Annotated in this window: 17 protein-coding genes and 1 tRNA gene; 14 read left to right on the plus strand and 4 right to left on the minus strand. The window is 69.8% G+C overall.

From position 1 onward, the window contains the following. Positions 1–49: 49 nt before the first annotated feature. Positions 50–1,582 carry a TrkH family potassium uptake protein gene (locus tag HWV07_RS18590; RefSeq protein WP_178335763.1) on the plus strand — a complete coding sequence of 511 codons (1,533 nt, stop codon included), beginning with the start codon at positions 50–52 and terminating at the stop codon, positions 1,580–1,582. Between the two features lie 21 nt (positions 1,583–1,603). Here the strand turns inward: HWV07_RS18590 and HWV07_RS18595 are convergent, their stop codons facing one another. Continuing rightward, a complete protein-coding gene (locus tag HWV07_RS18595; protein WP_178335764.1) occupies positions 1,604–1,951 on the minus strand; it encodes a DUF7975 family protein in 348 nt (115 codons plus the stop codon). A gap of 85 nt (positions 1,952–2,036) precedes the next feature. On the opposite strand from HWV07_RS18595, the gene HWV07_RS18600 reads away from it, so the two are divergent. From HWV07_RS18600 to HWV07_RS18615, 4 genes are all read left to right on the plus strand, one after another. Then, entirely contained in the window at positions 2,037–2,669 is a 633-nt protein-coding gene (locus HWV07_RS18600; RefSeq protein WP_178335765.1) for an adenylate kinase, read from the plus strand. Positions 2,670–2,748: 79 nt separating this feature from the next. Continuing rightward, positions 2,749–3,855 carry a ComEC/Rec2 family competence protein gene (locus HWV07_RS18605; protein ID WP_178335766.1) on the plus strand — a complete coding sequence of 369 codons (1,107 nt, stop codon included), beginning with the start codon at positions 2,749–2,751 and terminating at the stop codon, positions 3,853–3,855. A gap of 1 nt (position 3,856) precedes the next feature. Further along, positions 3,857–4,135 (plus strand): DUF3006 domain-containing protein, encoded by a 279-nt coding sequence (locus tag HWV07_RS18610; RefSeq protein WP_211694181.1) that lies wholly within the window; start codon positions 3,857–3,859, stop codon positions 4,133–4,135. Positions 4,136–4,191: 56 nt separating this feature from the next. Beyond that, on the plus strand, positions 4,192–5,094 hold the full coding sequence (locus HWV07_RS18615) for a DUF106 domain-containing protein (protein ID WP_178335767.1): 903 nt from the start codon (positions 4,192–4,194) through the stop codon (positions 5,092–5,094). A gap of 134 nt (positions 5,095–5,228) precedes the next feature. On the opposite strand, the gene HWV07_RS18620 is transcribed toward HWV07_RS18615, so the two are convergent. Then, positions 5,229–5,876, minus strand: coding sequence for a hypothetical protein (locus HWV07_RS18620; protein WP_178335768.1), 648 nt, complete (start codon positions 5,874–5,876; stop codon positions 5,229–5,231). Between the two features lie 231 nt (positions 5,877–6,107). On the opposite strand from HWV07_RS18620, the gene cmk reads away from it, so the two are divergent. The 5 genes from cmk (at position 6,108) to HWV07_RS18645 (ending at position 9,570) form a co-directional block, all read left to right on the plus strand. Next, positions 6,108–6,686 (plus strand): (d)CMP kinase, encoded by a 579-nt coding sequence (gene cmk / locus HWV07_RS18625; protein ID WP_178335769.1) that lies wholly within the window; start codon positions 6,108–6,110, stop codon positions 6,684–6,686. A gap of 11 nt (positions 6,687–6,697) precedes the next feature. Continuing rightward, the gene (locus tag HWV07_RS18630) at positions 6,698–7,576 is read left to right on the plus strand and encodes an RNA-guided pseudouridylation complex pseudouridine synthase subunit Cbf5 (protein WP_178336102.1); all 879 of its coding nucleotides are present in this window, start codon (positions 6,698–6,700) and stop codon (positions 7,574–7,576) included. Between the two features lie 73 nt (positions 7,577–7,649). Beyond that, entirely contained in the window at positions 7,650–8,750 is a 1,101-nt protein-coding gene (locus HWV07_RS18635; RefSeq protein WP_178335770.1) for a succinylglutamate desuccinylase/aspartoacylase family protein, read from the plus strand. Positions 8,751–8,800: 50 nt separating this feature from the next. Continuing rightward, positions 8,801–8,871, plus strand: a tRNA-Pro gene (locus tag HWV07_RS18640). 351 nt (positions 8,872–9,222) lie between these two features. Further along, a complete protein-coding gene (locus HWV07_RS18645; RefSeq protein WP_178335771.1) occupies positions 9,223–9,570 on the plus strand; it encodes a DUF8062 family protein in 348 nt (115 codons plus the stop codon). Positions 9,571–9,586: 16 nt separating this feature from the next. Here HWV07_RS18645 and HWV07_RS18650 read toward each other — a convergent pair whose 3' ends face one another. Further along, positions 9,587–10,027 carry an acyl-CoA thioesterase gene (locus tag HWV07_RS18650; RefSeq protein WP_178335772.1) on the minus strand — a complete coding sequence of 147 codons (441 nt, stop codon included), beginning with the start codon at positions 10,025–10,027 and terminating at the stop codon, positions 9,587–9,589. Between the two features lie 107 nt (positions 10,028–10,134). Here HWV07_RS18650 and HWV07_RS18655 point away from each other — a divergent pair, with 107 nt between their 5' ends. After that, positions 10,135–10,803 (plus strand): DUF2391 family protein, encoded by a 669-nt coding sequence (locus tag HWV07_RS18655; RefSeq protein WP_178335773.1) that lies wholly within the window; start codon positions 10,135–10,137, stop codon positions 10,801–10,803. Between the two features lie 267 nt (positions 10,804–11,070). Here HWV07_RS18655 and ilvD read toward each other — a convergent pair whose 3' ends face one another. Then, positions 11,071–12,816: a dihydroxy-acid dehydratase gene (ilvD, locus tag HWV07_RS18660; protein ID WP_178335774.1), complete on the minus strand. Its 1,746-nt coding sequence runs from the start codon at positions 12,814–12,816 to the stop codon at positions 11,071–11,073. Positions 12,817–13,058: 242 nt separating this feature from the next. Between ilvD and HWV07_RS18665 the strand changes: the two genes are divergently transcribed. Genes HWV07_RS18665 through HWV07_RS18675 form a run of 3 tightly spaced genes read left to right on the plus strand, consistent with a single transcriptional unit; the run spans position 13,059 to position 15,112 of the window. Beyond that, complete coding sequence (locus tag HWV07_RS18665; RefSeq protein ID WP_178335775.1) at positions 13,059–13,199, plus strand: rubrerythrin-like domain-containing protein; 141 nt, start codon at positions 13,059–13,061, stop codon at positions 13,197–13,199. Positions 13,200–13,246: 47 nt separating this feature from the next. Then, positions 13,247–14,218: a beta-ribofuranosylaminobenzene 5'-phosphate synthase family protein gene (locus tag HWV07_RS18670; RefSeq protein ID WP_178335776.1), complete on the plus strand. Its 972-nt coding sequence runs from the start codon at positions 13,247–13,249 to the stop codon at positions 14,216–14,218. 60 nt (positions 14,219–14,278) lie between these two features. After that, positions 14,279–15,112: an RAD55 family ATPase gene (locus tag HWV07_RS18675; RefSeq protein ID WP_178335777.1), complete on the plus strand. Its 834-nt coding sequence runs from the start codon at positions 14,279–14,281 to the stop codon at positions 15,110–15,112. The last annotated feature ends 29 nt before the right edge of the window (positions 15,113–15,141 follow it).

Raw genomic sequence — 15,141 nt, forward strand, 5'->3', positions numbered from 1 at the left:
TTTATTGTGACAGGTGCGAAACCACAGCGCCAATGGAGGTCGTCGTTCGGTGACGTTCCGGGTCCGGTGGCGGACCACGCTCAGCCTCGTCGGGACCGTGATCAAGTACCTCGCCGTGGCGATGCTGGTCCCGTTCGTCGTCTCGCTCGTCTACTGGGAGGACGTCTGGGTGTTCGTGGTGACGATGGTCCTGACCGTGACGCTCGGACTGCTGCTCGAACAGCTCGACCCCGACCCCGACGTGGGCGCCCCGGAGGCGCTGGCGCTCGTCGCCGTCTCCTGGCTCGCCGTCGCCGTCGTCGGCGCGATCCCCTACGTCCTCGCGGGGTACGGCACGGCCTCGACCGTCGCGCACCCGGTCAACGCGCTCTTCGAGTCGATGTCCGGCTTCACGACCACCGGGGCGACGGTGCTCGGCGAGATCAGCTTCGAGCGGCACTCCCACGCGCTGCTCATGTGGCGGCAGCTCACCCAGTGGCTCGGCGGGATGGGCATCATCGTCCTGATGATCGCCATCCTGCCGGAGCTGGCGGTCAACGGCGCCCAGCTGATGCAGGCGGAGGCTCCGGGGCCGGAACTGCAGAAGCTCACCCCCCGGATCGCCGAGACCGCGCGGGTCCTCTGGATCGTCTACTTCGGCTTCACCGTCGTCTACGTCGCCCTGCTGTACGCGCTGCACCTCGGGGGGCTGGCGCCGAACATGAACTTCTACAACGCCCTCGCCCACGGCTTCACGACGCTGCCGACCGGCGGGTTCTCGCCGGAGGCCGACAGCATCGCGGCCTTCTCCGCCGTCGTGCAGTGGGCGGTCATCCCGTTCATGTTCGTCGCGGGCGTCAACTTCGGGCTGTTCTGGTACGTCCTGCGCGGGGAGGTCCGGGAGCTCACCGACAACCCCGAGTTCCGGTGGTACGCGGGCGCGACCGCGGCCATCACGGGGGTGCTGGCGGCGCTGCTGTACTCGGGTGCGGCGCCGGTCCTGGACCTCGGCGGGGCGACCGAGGGCGTCGGCGAGAACGCGCTGCGGCAGGCGACGTTCCAGATCGTCTCCCTGCTGAACTCGACGGGGTACGCCACGAGCGACTTCGCCCAGTGGGACTCGAACGCCCAGATGGTCCTCCTGTTCGCGATGTTCGTCGGCGGCTCCGCGGGGTCGACCGGTGGCGGCGTGAAGGTCGTCCGGTGGCTGGTCGTCCTCAAGGCCATCTACCGCGAACTGTTCGTGACCGCGCGGCCGAACGTCGTGGAGCCGATCCGCCTCGGCGGCCGGGTCGTCGACGAGGACGCCGTCCGCGGCGTCTTCGCGTTCACCGTGCTCTACCTCGTCATGTTCGGGGTGGCGACGGTGTTCATCTCGCTGGACTCCGCACGCGTCGGCTACGACCTCACGACGCTTGAGTCGATCAGCGCCTCCATCGCGACGCTCGGGAACATCGGCCCGGGCTTCGGGTCGCTCGGGCCGTTCGGGAGCTACCTCCAGTTCTCGAACGCCTCGAAGCTACTGATGATCTTCCTGATGTGGGTCGGCCGCCTGGAGATCGTCCCCGTGCTGGCGCTGTTCGTCGGGACGACCCGCGAGTAGGGGCGCTGCGGGAAGACCACGTTACTCGGAGATCTGCAGTTCGTAGTCCTCGGGCGCGCCGTAGACCTCGCGGAACAGCCCCTCGAGGAAGTCGGCGGCGTGCTTGGGGTCGGTGACCGCCGAGAGGTAGACGACGCCGTCGTCGGCCTTCCGGGTCGCCGGCTGCTCGACCTTGAAGACGTGGTACGCCGCGAGCAGTTCGTCGAGGCGCTCGCGTTCGTCGGCGTCGACCTCCAGCCGGAGCGTCCGGTCGGCGTACCGGACGCGCGCGTCGGCGGACGAGAACACGACCGGCTCGTCGGTGCGCCTGGCCTCGACGATGGCCGAGACGAGCGCCTGCCGGCGGCTCCGGGGGTCGTCGGCGTCCATGCGGTGTCTCGGGCGGGCGACGACAAGAAGGCGACGCTCGCCGCGTTCATACAAGCCTTTTACCGGCGGTGAGAAACGACGAGGTATGAGCCAGCCGAAGATCCTGCTGCTCGGTCCGCCCGGGGCCGGCAAGGGCACCCAGTCCAGCAACGTCGTCGAGGAGTACGGCGTCGACCACGTCACGACCGGCGACGCGCTGCGGGCGAACAAGGACATGGAGACCGAGCACGGCACCCCCCGCGAGTACATGGAGGCGGGCGAGCTCGTCCCCGACCCCGTCGTCAACGAGATCGTCCGGGCCGCCCTCGAGGAGGCCGACGGCTTCGTCCTCGACGGCTACCCCCGGAACCTCTCGCAGGCCGAGTACCTCGACGGGATCACGGACCTCGACCTCGTCGCGCTGCTCGACGTCGACCGCAGCGAACTCGTCGACCGGCTGACCGGCCGCCGCGTCTGCTCGGAGTGCGGCGCCAACTACCACGTCGAGTTCAACCCGCCGGAGGAGGAGGGCGTCTGCGACGAGTGCGGCGGCGAGCTGATCCAGCGCGACGACGACAACGAGGAGACCGTCAAGGAGCGGCTGAACGTCTTCGAGGAGAACACCCAGCCGGTCATCGACTACTACGAGGACGAGGGCGAACTCGCCCGCATCGACGGCGAGGGGACCCCCGACGAGGTCTGGTCGGAGCTGCGGTCGGCCATCGAGGACGCGACCTGACGCGGACCGCTCACTCTTCTCCCAGCGACCCCGTTCCCCACCCGCAAGACCGTAGTAGCCCCCCGCCGAAGTGTCGACGATGCGACGACTGCTGGCCGTCCTGGCGCTGTGTACGCTGCTCGCCACCGCGGGCTGTACCGACGCGGGGATCGGCCTCGAGCCGACCGATTCGACCGAGGGGACGGAGACCCCGCTCCAGACGCCCGACTCGACCTCGTCGCCCGACGGTGATGGCGACGACGGGACCGGCGCGGAGGGCGAGCTGTCGGTCCACTACATCAACGTGGGGCAGGCCGACGCCACGCTGCTAATCTCTCCAGAGGGCGAGACGATGCTGATCGACTCCGGCGACTGGCGCAACGACGGCGAGACCGTCATCGACTACCTCGAGGCCCGCGGCGTCGACCGGATCGACCACCTGGTGTCGACGCACGCCCACGCCGACCACATCGGCGGCCACGCGGCGGTCATCGACCACTTCGAGACCGAGAAGGACGGCGTCGGCGCGGTCTACGACAGTGGTGTGGTCCACACCTCCCAGACCTACGAGAACTACCTGGACGCCGTCGAGCGCCACGACGTCACGCTGTACGAGGTCGCCGATGGCGACGAGATTCCCTTCCCCGGGACCGCGACTACCGTGCGCAACCCGGTAGAACCGGGCGGCGACGACCTGCACGCCAACGGCGTCGTCCTCGACGTCCGGTTCGGCGAGACGACGTTCCTGTTCACCGGCGACGCGGAGGGCCCCGTCGAGGACCGGCTGGTCGACGACTACGGCGACGACCTCGACGCCGACGTCTACCAGGCCGGCCACCACGGCTCCGAGACCTCCTCCTCGGCGTCGTTCCTGGGCGCCGTCGACCCGGAGGTCGCGGTCGTCTCGTCGGGCTACGACTCCCAGTACGGCCACCCGCACGACGAACCGCTCCAGCGGTTCGCCGAACGGGACACCAGGACGACCTGGACTGCGACCCACGGCACGACGGTCGTCGTCAGCGACGGCTCGGCGCTCTCCGTCCGGACCCAGCACGACGTCACGACCGACCCGCTGGAGCTACGCGACGCCGGCGAAGCGACGGCGGACCCGAGCGACGCCACCGAGGAGCGGTTCACCGTCGGCGGGACGAACGACCGGCTGGCGCCGCCCGCGCCGGCTGGGGCGGTCGCTGCGGCGGGAGGCTGACATGACACTGGATGGAACCTACGCGGCGACGGTCGACAGGATCGAGGAGGGTCGGGCGGTCCTCCTCGTCGAATCGGACGGCGAGACAGTCGCGGAGCGGCACCTCCCCGAGGCGTCCCTCCCGGAGGGCGCCGGCGAGGGCGCGGTCCTGGAGTTGGACTTCGAGTCGGGCGACCTCGAGGACGTCGAGTACCGGCCCGAGGAGACCGAGGACCGCCGCGAGCGCATGCGCGAGAAGTTCGACCGGCTGTCGCGGCGCCTGGGCGACGACGAGGAGTGACTCCCGGTCGGCGGGATGTAAAAGGTTGATTACCCGCGCTCGTATACGGACTGGTAATGGCACGTACAGCGTCGAAGGTGCAGGAGCTCGTCAGGGAGGACCCCGAGATGGAGCCGGCCCTCGAGTACGTCCTCGAGCAGGCCGACCACGGGACCGTCTCCTGGGGGGACGTCTCCGACGAGCTGTCGAGCGGCCAGTGGGGCCGGCTCATCGAGAAGGGGATCCTCGTCGACTCCGACGGCGAGGGGTTCGACGTCGCGGACCCGGAGGGCGTCCGAGAGGCCCTCTCCGACGACGAACTGGAGATCCCCGACGCCCCGGACACCGACTCCTCGTGGACGAAGTGGGACAAGATGGCCGCCGTCGGCTCGATCGCGATGTTCGCCGGCTACACGTTCCAGTCGGTCCGCGAACCGCTGGCGAGTGCGCTGCACGTCGTCCTCGGCCCGCTGATCGACGTGCTGCCGTTCTTCGCCGTCGTGATGGTGCTCGCGCTGTTCACCGGTCTGTACTCGACGCTGCTGCAGGCGAACCTCATGGACATGGAGGTCATGGGCGAGTACCAGCAGCGGATGAAGGACATCCAGGAGAAGCGCAAGCAGGCAAAGGAGCGCGGCGACGACGAGGAGCTCGAGCGCATCCAGGAGGAGCAGATGGAGGCGATGGCCGACAACATGGGCATGTTCAAGGAGCAGTTCCGCCCGATGGTGTGGATCATGGTCATCACCATCCCCGTCTTCCTGTGGATGTACGCCATCATCGGCTTCCGCGGCCAGCCGCTCTACCCGGAGATCGCCGACAGTCTCTCGAACGTGGTGATCCCGATCGCCGGCGAGGTCGCCTGGACCGACGGGTTCGTCGGCCCGCTGCAGGTGTGGATCGTCTGGTACTTCGTCTGCTCGATGTGCTTCACGCAGGTCATCCGCAAGGCGCTGAACATCCAGACGACGCCGACGTGACGGCGTGGTCGTCCTTCCGTCCGTAGCGCGGCGGGAAACCGCGGAGAAACGAGATACTGCGTCCGCCCCGCGGCGGGGACGCCCTGTTCGTCGCGTTCGTTCTATCGATTCGGTCCGGTCTTACGAGGACGAGGTCACTCCTCGTCGTCGCTCATCTCGTCGGCCTTCTCCTCGGCGTCCTCCTTGACGTCCTGGGCCTTCTCCTCGGCTTCGGACTCCTTCTCGTCGAGGCGCTGGCCCTGCTCTTCGATCTGCTCGGCGGTCATCTCGCCGCGCTCCTCGATGCGTTCGGCGATGACCTCGGTGCTCTCCTCGATGCGCGAGGCGGCGACCTCGCCGCGCTGCTGGATCGTGCTCGCGGCCTTCTCGGCGATGCTCTGGGTCTCGCCGGCGGCCTCCTCGGCGGCCTCGTCGACGGACGGGGTCTCGGACTGCGACTGCCGGCGGTTGCGCAGCGCGTAGCCGACGCCGAGGACGACGCCGGCCAGCAGCAGCCGCGGCAGCCGGCTCCCGCCGGAGCTCTGCTGGCTGGTCTGGGACTCGCCGTCCGTCTCGGCGGTCAGGTCGCTGGCGGCCTGGGCTGCCTCGTCGATGCCCGGCACCGGCGCGTCGCTCTTCCGGACCTTCTTCAGCGCGTTGCGCAGGTCGATGACGATGAACGGGCGGATCAGCCCGCTCTCGTCGGGGTTGTCGCTCTGGATGACCTGGACGAGCTGTTCGCCGACCGTTCCTTCCATCGCGTCCTCCACCGCGTCGTCGAGGGACTGGGAATCTCGTGTCAAAATGTACTCACTCCATGCTAGACGTGCCCCTATGAGTGGATAAGTAGTCGGACGGAACTCCCCACGGGCAGACCATAAGCCAGCGTTATCACGGAGTAAGCGGGACGCCACCTCGAACGGCCCGGCGGTAAGCCGTGGCACGCGCTCACTTGGACCCTGGGGACCGGCCGCTGTGGCCGTCTCGCCGGCGCGAAGGACAACCTCTTTGGGGCGTAGCGGCGGAGTACTGATATGTTGCTGACCATCTCCGGCCCCGCCGGCAGCGGCAAGAGCACCGTCGCCGCCGCGCTGGCCGAAGAACTCGGCTACGACCACGTCAGCGGCGGCGACATCTTCCGCAACCTGGCGGCCGAGCGCGACCTCACGCCGCTGGAACTCAACCGGCTCGCCGAGGACGACGAGCAGATCGACCGCGACCTCGACCGACGGCTGCGGGAGATCGCCGAGACCCGCGACGACCTCGTCCTCGAGTCGCGGCTCGCCGGCTGGATGGCCGGCGACCACGCCGACTTCCGCATCTGGTTGGACGCCCCGCTGTCGGTCCGCGCCGAGCGCATCGCCGACCGCGAGGAGAAGGCCGTCGACGTCGCCCGCGAGGAGACCCGGAAGCGCAGCGAAAGCGAGGCGCTCCGCTACGAGGAGTACTACGACATCGACATCGAGGAACTCGGCATCTACGACCTCGCGCTCAACACCGCGCGGTTCTCGCCGGGCGCCGTCCTCGACGTCATCCTGACCGCGGTCGACGCCTACGACCCCGCCGACGACGAGGGGAAGGCCCCAGTGGAAGGCGTCGACTACGACTTCTGAACACCATGGCAATGCGCGAACGCGGCCCGCCGGACGACCGCGACCCCGAGACCCTCCTGGAGTTCGGGGTCGTCAACCTCGACAAGCCGCCCGGCCCCTCGGCCCACCAGGTCGCCGCCTGGGTCCGCGACGCCGCCGACGTCGCCCGCGCCGCCCACGCGGGCACGCTCGACCCGAAGGTGACGGGCTGTCTGCCGATCCTGACCGGCACCGCGACCCGCGCCGCACAGGTGTTCGACGAGAGCCGGAAGGGGTACGTCTCCGAACTCGAACTCCATGCGCCCGCGCCGAACGACCTCGCGGAGACCCTCGCCGAGTTCGAGGGCCCGCTCTACCAGAAGCCGCCGCGGAAGTCCGCGGTCGCCCGCCGGCTCCGCGTCCGCGAGATATTCAGCCTCGAGGCCCTCGAGGTCGAGGACCGCCGGGCGCTGATCGACGTCGAGTGCGAGAGCGGGACCTACGTCCGGAAGCTCTGTCACGACCTCGGCCTCGCGCTCGGCACCGGCGCCAACATGGGCGACCTCCGGCGGACCAAGACCGGCACCTTCGACGACGCGTCGCTCGTCACACTGCACGACCTCGTCGACGGGCTGGCGTTCTGGCGCGAGGACGGCGACGCAGACCTCCTGCGGGAGGTCGTCCAGCCCGCCGAGCGCGCGCTGGAACACCTGCCGGGGCTGACCGTCGCACCATCTGCGGCCCGCGAGATCGCCGAGGGCGCGCCGGTGTACCCCCCCGGTATCCTGGAGACGGACCTCGGGGCCGCCGACGAAGGCGACCTCGTCGCCAGTTACACGCCGGACGGCGCCGCGGTCTGTCTCGGCCACCTCGTCGGCGACCCGGCGGCAGATTCGGGCGTCGTCGTCGAACTGGAGCGCGTCCTGGTCTGATTCCGGGCCGGCGCGGGGCGGCGACGTCCACCTGCGGGCCCTGCTTTTTGTGGCTGGCGGCCGACCTCCGACCATGGACCTCCCAGACCCGGCGCCAGGGAGCCTCGAGCGCGCCTGGCTCGACGTCACGGGGCTGCCGACGGGCGGCGCGGAGCGACTGCCGGTGATCGTCGTCGAGGGCGGAAGCCCCGGACCGACCGCCTGGGTGACGGCGGGCGTCCACGGCGACGAGGTGACCGGCGTCGTCGCCGCCCAGGACGTCGCCAACGCGTTCGCGCCCGCGGACGGAGGGGCCGACGCCTCCGGACCGCTGGTCGACCCGGCTGACCTCCGGGGCCGCCTCGTCTGCGTCCCGGTCGTCAACCCCGCCGGCCTCCGCCGGACGACGCGGCACTCCTACTACGGCGGCGAGGACCCCAACAGGACGTTCCCGGACCCGACGGCCGACTCCGTCGGCGAGCGAACCACCCAGGAGCGCGTCGCCGAGCGGCTGTACGACGCCTTCGCCGACGCCGACCTCCTGCTGGACCTCCACACCGCGCAGGTCAACTCCATCGCCTACGTCATCCGCCACCGCGTGCTGTACGGCGAGCGCCGCGACCGCGAGACCGCCGAGGAACTGGCCGACGACCTCGGCCGACTCACGGACGCGCTCGACCTCCCGACGGTCGTCCAGTACGCCCCCGAGGAGTACGTCGAGCGCGGGCTGCACCGCTCGGTCGCGGGCGCGGCGCTGAACGGCGCCGGCGTCCCGGCGTGCACCGTGGAACTGGGGAGCCACAGCACCGTCGACGACCGGACCCGGGCCGCCGGCGTCGCCGACGTCTTCCGCGCGCTCGTCGCCTTCGACGCACTCGATTCCGTTCCCGACCCAGTTCTCGAGTCCGACCCGGCGACCCCGGACCCGGTCGACTTCCAGGTCCGGCGGTACCGCGGTCCGCGCGTCGACGCCGCCGGTATCGTCCGTCCACGGGTCGGGCCCGGCGACACGGTCCAGGCGGGCGACGTCGTCGCCGACGTCCGCACCGCGAACGGCGAGTATCAGAGCTCGGTCACGAGCGACCACGACGGGTACGTCCTCGCCCACCGGACCGGCGTGGCGGTCTACGAGAACGACGCCGTCGCGGCGCTGGCCGTCCGCGACGAGGAACCCCTGGTGGGCGAGCGTCCCTGACCCTCGAAGCGAAGCGCTTAAACGTCAAACCGCCGTCCCTCGAAACGCGAGGGACCGTGGGGTAGTGGTATCCTCTGCGGATGGGGTCCGTAGGACCCGAGTTCAATTCTCGGCGGTCCCACTCCAACTTCTTTCCACGACGAGCGGAGGCACTGCCGACAGAAATTCCGACACGTGGCCCCCTGCAGGGTCGGACGTTGATTCCGCCCCCGTTTATCAGGAAGCGAATACTCGCCTTCCGATTTATATCTATACCGGTCGAATAAGTAGTTGACCGCGAACGCCTGGGGAAGCGTCGGCGAGGCCGTCGACGCGGGCGTCGCGGGAGTTGTCGCGAGCGGCGGCCCCCGGCCGTCCTTCTAATCCTCTCGAGCGGTTGGACTAGATGATCCGTCCTGCGTCAATCGGAACCACGGAGCTTCCAGCTTTGCATTTCCCTACGTCTTTATCCTGCGCTCTCGAACTCCACACTGTGCCAGAACCCTTCGACTCCTTCCCGGACGACGTCGACGACACGCCGACCGTCACGTGCTCCCGCTGCAACCGCGAGTGGGACCTCGAGTTCGAACTCGACGACCTGCAGGTGGGCAATCAGGCGATGGAGCAGTTCGCGCTCGACCACAAGCGCCACACCGGCCACTTCCCGGACGACGTGTCGCCGTGGATCGTCGCGTGCCGGCAGTGCCCCGACGGCGAGGAGTTCCTCGCCGAGCGGCCGGGCCGGCGGTGGGCGGAGACCCACGCGCGGCACACCCAGCACGCGGTGACGGTGCGCCACGACGAGGAGGAGGAACCGACGATCGTCGAACCCGAGGATTGAACGACCCGGATTCTGGCTACTGCGCTTCGTCCGCCAGCGCCTGCTCGCGCAACTGTTCGCCCTCCGCCGTACTGGTCTCCAGTTCCGGAACCTCGACCGGATGCCCGTCCTCGTCGATGGCGACGAAGACGAAGTACGACTCCGTCGTGACCTCGGTGTCTCCCGTCATCGGGTCCTCCGCGTGGGCCCGCACCCGCACGCGGACGCTCGTCCGGCCCGAGTTGTAGGTGTACGCCTCGATCAGCGCGATGTCGCCGAGCTCGAGGGGCAACTGGAAGTCAACCGAGTCGATGTGGGCGGTCACGCAGGACTGTCCGGCGAACCGCATCGCGCTCATGGCGCCGACCTCGTCCATCCAGTGGAGGACGTTCCCCCCGTGGGCGGTGCCGAGGTTGTTGGCGTGGTGCGGCTGGACGCGGTTGCGGTCCTCGATGTAGGTGTCCATCAGGTCGACCATGTCCGGGGTACGAAGCCCGGCCTGGAAAACACCGGCGCCATCGGGGCTGCCCACCTCGCCGCGATAGCGGGGGAATCTTTTTCGACCCGTCACCCCACTGTCGGGGCATGACCGCAGGGGGGCGCGACGGCGGGGGCGACCCGTCGCCGGCGAAGACCGTCGCCGTCGAGGAGCTCCGCTCGCAGCTCGCGGAGCTGGAGGACACCGTCGACGACCCCGAGGAGCGCCGGGAGGTCGAGCAGGCGATCAGCCTCCTGGAGCGGCTGCCCGGCGGCGCCGACGGAGCCGACCTCATCAGGAAGTTCACCCGGCGCGACATCGCCGAGGGGTTCGTCGGCGCCATCCTCATCTCGCTGCCGATGCTCGTCGAGGACGGCGTGTTCGAGATCGCCGAGGTGTTCCTCGCCCGGCCCGCGCTGCTCGTCCTCAACGTCTGCTTCGTGTTCGCGGTGACCGCCGGCCTGCTGTACTTCGCGGACTTCCGGGACGTCCAGATCACCCGGCCCATCTTCGGCATCATCCCCCGGCGCTTCACCGCCGTCCTCGTCATCGCCTTCGTCACCGCGACGTTCACCATGACGCTGTGGGGCCGCCTCGACGGCTGGTCTGACCCGGTCGTCGCGCTCGCGCGCATCTCCGTCGTCTGGACGCTCTGTGCGTTCGGCGCCGCGCTCGGCGACCTCCTGCCCGGCGAGTCCTCCGCGAAGGACATCAACGACGAACTCGACGACCTCGGCGAACGCATCGGTATCGGGGACCGGGAAGGGCGATTCTAGAACCCCCACTTTTTGCACGCTCCGGCGGTTCAGCGCCGATGGCGCTGAACACGCCTCCGCGGCAAAAACTTGGGGAAAATATGCGCGCCCTCCTCCTGTCGCGCGGCTTCGCTCCGCTCAGCCGCGCGATAGTCGTCGGGCGCTACGGCGGCTCACTTCGTTCGCCGCCGCGAACCGCGCTCGCTTCGCTCGCGCGGATGCTAGCTTTCGTTTCTACTCTCGTCTGGCCAAAGCAGCGCCTCTACAGTCGAGAAAGCAGTCCGGCGCTCAGTCGTTTCGCTTCGCGCCGGGGTTCGTCACAGCGCCGTTGGCCGCCGAGTCGAACTGCTGGCCGTACTTCGCCAGCACGCCGTTCGTGTAGTTCGGCTCCGGCTGGCCGCGCTCCTCGATGCGGCGCTCGATCTCCTCGTCGGAGAGGTCCACCGACATCTCGAGGTTGTCGATGTCGATGGTGATGGTGTCGCCGTCCTCCAGGGCGGCGATGGGGCCGCCGTCGAAGGCCTCCGGGGCGACGTGGCCGATGGAGAACCCGCGTGTGGCCCCCGAGAACCGGCCGTCGGTGAACAGCGCGACGTCCTCGGCGTGGCCCTGGCCGGCGACCGCGCTCGTGACGCCGAGCATCTCGCGCATGCCGGGGCCGCCCTTCGGTCCCTCGTTGCGGATGCCGATGACGTCACCGGACTCGACGTGGCCCTCCTGGACGTACTGCATCGCGGTCTCCTCGTCCTCGAAGATCCGGACCGGCCCCTCGTGGTGGAGGTGGTCCTCGCCGGTGATCTTGATGACCGCGCCCTCGGGCGCGAGGTTGCCGGTGAGGATGCGGATGGCGCCGCGCTCGTGGATCGGGTCGTCGACGGTGTGGAGGAAGTCCGCGTCGACGTCCTCGATTGCCGCCGGGTCGAGACGCTCGATCGCCTCGGCGATCGTCTCCCCGGTGACCGTGAGCGCGTCGCCGTGCAGGAGGTCGGCCTCGAGGAGCTCCCGGAGGACGACCGGGACGCCGCCGACCTCGTGGAGGTCGTTCATCACGCGCTCGCCGCCGGGCTGGAGGTTCGCGATCTTCGGGGTGCGGGCGCTGATCTCGTTGAAGTCCTTGACGTCCAGCTCGATGCCGGCCTCGGCGGCCATCGCCAGCAGGTGGAGGACGGCGTTGGTCGACCCGCCGACGGCGACCTGCAGCGAGATGGCGTTCTCGAAGGACTCCCGGGAGAGGAAGTCGGAGGGTTTCCGGCCCTCCTGGACGGCCTCGACGGCGAGTTCGCCGCTCTCGCGGGCGACCTCGTAGCGGTCGTCGTCCTCGGCGGGCGGCGACGACGAGCCCAGCGGCGCGAAGCCGATGGTCTCGGAGATCGACGCCATCGTGTTGGCGGTGAACATCCCGCCGCAGGAGCCGGCGCCCGGGCAGGCGTTCCGCTCGAGGTCGTCGAGTTCGTCCTCGCTCATCTCGCCGTCGGCGACCGCGCCGACCCCCTCGAAGACGTTCTGGATGGTGACCTCGCGGCCGTCGTGCTCGCCCGGCATGATGGACCCGCCGTAGAGGAACACCGACGGGAGGTCCGTCCGGATGGCGGCCATCATCATCCCTGGCATGTTCTTGTCGCAGCCGCCGATGGTGACGAGGCCGTCCATGCGCTCGCCGAAGGAGACGAGCTCGACGCTGTCGGCGATGACCTCCCGGGAGACGAGGGAGGCCTTCATCCCCTCGGTCCCCATCGAGATGGCGTCGGAGATGGTGATGGTGCCGAACTCGATGGGCATGCCGCCGGCGTCGTCGACCGCGTCGTAGGCGGCCTGGGCGACGTCGTCGAGGTGGACGTTGCAGGGCGTGATGTCGGCGGCGGGGTTGGCGACGCCGATCATCGGCGAGGAGAGGTCCTCGTCGTCGTAGCCCATCGCGCGGAACATCGCGCGGTGGGGGGCGCGCTCGACGCCCTCGGTCACCTCGTTGCTCGGGAGGTCGTCGGGCTTCTGGCGGTCGCCCGACTCGCGCTCGGGCGGTTCCTGCTGGCTCATACCGACCCCTTGCCGTCGAGTGACTTAACGGCCAGTATACGGTCCAGTTTTTTCCGGGAGCCGCCTGCGAGCCGAACGTATTCGGTCGAACGGCGCCGGCCGGCTCTCGATAGCATCCTGACGGTTCTCGTTACAATCGCTCCCATAATCGGACGTTCGTCTACACGAAGCGGGCCAATGATTGTACTCTACTAGGTGTTATAGGGATATGTCTATGTGTTCTTGAACCTATTCCGTGCTACATGCGCCCGAACAACCCGGAAGCGGGAGTGGAACTGTACGAGTGTTTCGACTGTGGCGAGCGGACGACCGACCCGCCGGTGCCGACCTGCGAGCACTGCGGCGGCGACCTGCGGAACCTCGGCCGGTCGAGGGACCTCTAACTGCCGCTGTCGAAACCCACAACTCGGCGACCGACCAACGGCCGGCAATGCGCGTCCGCGTCGACGCCGGCGCCCGCCTCCACGTCGGCTTCCAGAACCTCTCGCTGGCCCACGAGCGCCTCTACGGGGGCGTCGGGGTCGCCCTCGACGAGCCGTCGGTGGTGCTGACGGCCGAACCCGCCGCCGCGGTCGCCTGCGAGGACCCGCTGGTCGCGGACTACGCCGACCGCGTCTGCGAGGTGCTGGGGGTCGACGGCGCCCGGATCGACGTCGAGGCGTCGCTGCCCCGCCACGTCGGCCTCGGCAGCGGGACGCAGCTCGCGCTGGCGACGCTCGCCGCCGTCGCTCGCGCCCACGAGATGGCGCCGCGAGTCAGAGAGCGGGCGCCCGAACTCGACCGCGGCGGCCGCAGCGGCGTCGGCGTGGCCGCCTTCGAGGCCGGCGGGTTCGTCGTCGACGCCGGCCACCCCACTGAGCGGTTCACGACCGCCCCGCCCGCTGCCGGCGAGTGGGAGGTCCCGGCGGTCGCCGCGCGCCACGAAGTCCCGGCCGACTGGCGGTTCGTCCTGGTGCTGGCCGACGCCGAGCAGGGCCGCAGCGGCGACGCCGAGAACGAGAGCATGCGCGCGGTCGTCGAGAACGCCGACCCCGCCGTGGCCGACGACCTCGCCGCCCTGCTGGTCCGGCGGCTGCTCCCCGCCGTCGCCGAGGGTCGCCTGGAAGCGTTCGGCGACGCGCTGGGGGCGTTCGGCCGGCTCAACGGCGCCTGGTACGCCGACGAGCAGGGCGGCGTCTACCGACCGCCGGCGGGCCGGCTCATCGACGCCCTCGCCGAGCGGCCGTCGGTCCGCGGCGTCGGGCAGTCCTCGTGGGGGCCGGCCGTCTACGGCGTGACGGACGCGACGCTGGCCGACGACGCCCGGGTGGCCGCCGAGGACGCGCTGTCGGCGGCCGACGTCGACGGCTCCGTTCGGGTCGTCGCCCCGCGGAACGAGGGCGCCCGCGTCGACCCGGCGTGAGCCGTCACGGCGCTCGATTCCCCCTCAATAATTTAAGTAGCCGGGGTCGAAGGGACCCCCATGGACCGCATCCCCTTCGGGATCCGACGCCTCGATACGACCATCGGCGGCGGCGCGCCGCCGGGGAGCGTCGTGCTGCTGTCGGGGCAGGCCGGCGCCGGGGCGCGGGAGTTCATGTACACCTGCGCCATCATGAACGGCCTCGCGGAGGGCGACCCCGACCTCTTCGACCTCTACTACGGCGGCATCGACGACCGCGCCGCGCCGCCGGAGGAGGTCCACTACGTCTCCTTCACCTCGGACGAGCGGCAGGTGCGCCGCGAGATGACGCTGGCGATGGACGACGAGATCGTCGACGCCGCCATCGAGAACGTCGAGTTCCACGACCTCTCCCCGGAGTTCTTCCGGCTGAGCCCCGTCCCGCGGGAGTGGTACGCCTCGAAGACCCAGAGCATCTCCGAGCTGGGGCAGTCCCAGGACCGCAAGAGCGTCCCGGAGGCACTAGGCAACCGGCTCACCGAACACGCGGCGGGCAACGTCGTCGTCATCGACTCCATCGCCGACCTCATCAGCTCGACCGACGACCTCCCGTGGAACGACATCCCCGTCCTACTGAAGGGGCTCTCGCGGGCCGCCTACGACTGGGGCGGGCTCATCCTCGCGCACGTCAACCAGGAGACCCTCGACGCCGAGAAGCACGGCCAGCTCATGGACTCCGCGGACGGGACGCTCCTGTTCGAGTGGGAGAGCGGCGGCTCCGCCCGCGCGCGGACGATGGTCGTCAAGCAGTTCCGCGGCGTCCTCTCGCGGATCGAGGACGAGGACATCGTCCGCTTCGAGACCGAGATCGGCGACTCCGGCTTCGACATCAGCGACGTCCGGAAGATCCGGTAGCGCCCGCCCGACGGCTCGCTAGACGGCGT

This window comes from Natronomonas salina, from assembly GCF_013391105.1.
In the GTDB taxonomy this organism is placed as follows: Archaea; Halobacteriota; Halobacteria; order Halobacteriales; family Haloarculaceae; genus Natronomonas; species Natronomonas salina.

What these genes read in the sequence shown, in the direction of transcription:
- HWV07_RS18595 (WP_178335764.1), bottom strand. Translation starts at nt 1,951, where the DNA reads ATGGACGCCGACGACCCCCGGAGCCGCCGGCAGGCGCTCGTCTCGGCC.
- HWV07_RS18600 (WP_178335765.1), top strand. Translation starts at nt 2,037, where the DNA reads ATGAGCCAGCCGAAGATCCTGCTGCTCGGTCCGCCCGGGGCCGGCAAG.
- HWV07_RS18605 (WP_178335766.1), top strand. Translation starts at nt 2,749, where the DNA reads ATGCGACGACTGCTGGCCGTCCTGGCGCTGTGTACGCTGCTCGCCACC.
- HWV07_RS18610 (WP_211694181.1), top strand. Translation starts at nt 3,857, where the DNA reads ATGACACTGGATGGAACCTACGCGGCGACGGTCGACAGGATCGAGGAG.
- HWV07_RS18615 (WP_178335767.1), top strand. Translation starts at nt 4,192, where the DNA reads ATGGCACGTACAGCGTCGAAGGTGCAGGAGCTCGTCAGGGAGGACCCC.
- cmk (WP_178335769.1), top strand. Translation starts at nt 6,108, where the DNA reads ATGTTGCTGACCATCTCCGGCCCCGCCGGCAGCGGCAAGAGCACCGTC.
- HWV07_RS18630 (WP_178336102.1), top strand. Translation starts at nt 6,698, where the DNA reads ATGCGCGAACGCGGCCCGCCGGACGACCGCGACCCCGAGACCCTCCTG.
- HWV07_RS18635 (WP_178335770.1), top strand. Translation starts at nt 7,650, where the DNA reads ATGGACCTCCCAGACCCGGCGCCAGGGAGCCTCGAGCGCGCCTGGCTC.
- HWV07_RS18650 (WP_178335772.1), bottom strand. Translation starts at nt 10,027, where the DNA reads ATGGTCGACCTGATGGACACCTACATCGAGGACCGCAACCGCGTCCAG.
- HWV07_RS18655 (WP_178335773.1), top strand. Translation starts at nt 10,135, where the DNA reads ATGACCGCAGGGGGGCGCGACGGCGGGGGCGACCCGTCGCCGGCGAAG.
- ilvD (WP_178335774.1), bottom strand. Translation starts at nt 12,816, where the DNA reads ATGAGCCAGCAGGAACCGCCCGAGCGCGAGTCGGGCGACCGCCAGAAG.
- HWV07_RS18665 (WP_178335775.1), top strand. Translation starts at nt 13,059, where the DNA reads ATGCGCCCGAACAACCCGGAAGCGGGAGTGGAACTGTACGAGTGTTTC.
- HWV07_RS18670 (WP_178335776.1), top strand. Translation starts at nt 13,247, where the DNA reads ATGCGCGTCCGCGTCGACGCCGGCGCCCGCCTCCACGTCGGCTTCCAG.
- HWV07_RS18675 (WP_178335777.1), top strand. Translation starts at nt 14,279, where the DNA reads ATGGACCGCATCCCCTTCGGGATCCGACGCCTCGATACGACCATCGGC.